Source organism: Varibaculum cambriense, from assembly GCF_032557235.1.
Taxonomy (GTDB): Bacteria; Actinomycetota; Actinomycetes; order Actinomycetales; family Actinomycetaceae; genus Varibaculum; species Varibaculum cambriense_C.
On record NZ_JAWGMB010000022.1, the window covers coordinates 1 to 1,244 of the forward strand.

Sequence of the window (1,244 nt, forward strand, 5' to 3'; positions counted from 1 at the left end):
GGTAGTGACGTTCTGGCCGAACTCTACGACCAGATACCCCTGCTCAGGTTGTTCGATACTCCGCCAGAAGGTGGCGGTGCTGGTTATGATTCTTCCTCCCCAGTAGGTGATGAAACTTCTTTGTCCACTTCTGATCCTACTGGGGAGGGTTCTCCCCAGGGTTCTATCTCTGCTTTTGAGCGGGAGCTGCTCGAGGGCGAGACTCGGGAAAATTTGGAAGAGGAGTAATAAATGCTTCGCAACCAGACCAGCGGCGAGACCGCTAAGGATTCTGCTAAGGATTCTGCTAAGGATTCTGCTGAGGATTCCGCTAGACAGATGCATGACCTTTACCTGGCGGGGTGGGCTTTAAGTAATGTTGCGGCCCCGGTGGACGTGGAGGATTACCCCAATGCCACCGTTTGCGGCTGGCTGCAGTCCGTGTCGGATGCGGTGACGCGCTTTGTGGAGGCTGCTCGCCCGGTGTATCAGCGTTTGGGTGCCGCGCGGGTTCCGATGGGTTCGCTCAAGCGGGCGGCGGATTCTTGTCGATATATCGAATACGCAGAGCGCTTCGGTATTGACGAGGACGAGGCTCGGAGAAGTTGGGGAGAGGTGAAGTAAATGCTTTTGGTGGTTTTGATTTTCCCGCGCGCCGTACTTGACTTTTTTGTCTTTGATTGTGCTACTATGTCCGCAGGTGCTGAACACACCACATCAAGCGGTCTACCGCGATCCCGTGAGAGCGGTTTTTCTATATCGGCTTGGCGTACCAAGCCGGGTAGCGTCCTCGCTATACAAGACCCTCCGGGGGAAAGCGGGAGGCCTGACTTGATGCAGGTGTTCAAGTACCCGGCGCTGACTTGCTCTGAACAAGCCGGTCAGCGTCCTCGAACGAACTCATCAAGCTTTTTGGAGGACGCTATGAAGCGTTATACGGGTGTATCTAGCTCCCGGTTGGTAAAGTTCCCGCTTGCCCAGGGTGATTGCCCGGCGTGCGCGGGTACGCATCCAGCGGGGCATGAGTGGCACTGCCCGGTGCTTTCTTATTTGGTTTCTGATTTTTTGGCTCCCGGTGCCAGGCTTTCTATCGCGCAGGTGGGGTTGGTGCTCGATGCGGTGGCGTCTTTCGTGGCCGCGATGGCTACCGACACCCCCACCGGTGGCGCGGCCACTGCTGGCGGCGTTGATGGTGACGGCGTGGTTGATGGTGACGGCGTGATTAGTGAGGGGGTGGCGTAGATGCGTTACCTCGATGATGAACT

General features: G+C 56.9%; 3 protein-coding genes. All 3 read left to right on the forward strand.

All coding sequences use genetic code 11. The features are described from left to right. Positions 1-228: hypothetical protein (locus E6072_RS08820; protein WP_316695145.1), on the forward strand; the 228-nt coding region annotated here is incomplete at its 5' end. A 3-nt stretch (positions 229-231) separates the two neighbouring features. Then, a complete protein-coding gene (locus E6072_RS08825; RefSeq protein ID WP_316695146.1) occupies positions 232-603 on the forward strand; it encodes a hypothetical protein in 372 nt (123 codons plus the stop codon). Positions 604-903: 300 nt separating this feature from the next. Continuing rightward, positions 904-1,221, forward strand: coding sequence for a hypothetical protein (locus E6072_RS08830; protein ID WP_316695148.1), 318 nt, complete (start codon positions 904-906; stop codon positions 1,219-1,221). Positions 1,222-1,244 lie beyond the last annotated feature (23 nt).

Bases quoted from the DNA above. Each gene is read 5' to 3' on its own strand.
- E6072_RS08825 (WP_316695146.1), top strand. From the start codon at position 232: ATGCTTCGCAACCAGACCAGCGGCGAGACCGCTAAGGATTCTGCTAAG.
- E6072_RS08830 (WP_316695148.1), top strand. From the start codon at position 904: ATGAAGCGTTATACGGGTGTATCTAGCTCCCGGTTGGTAAAGTTCCCG.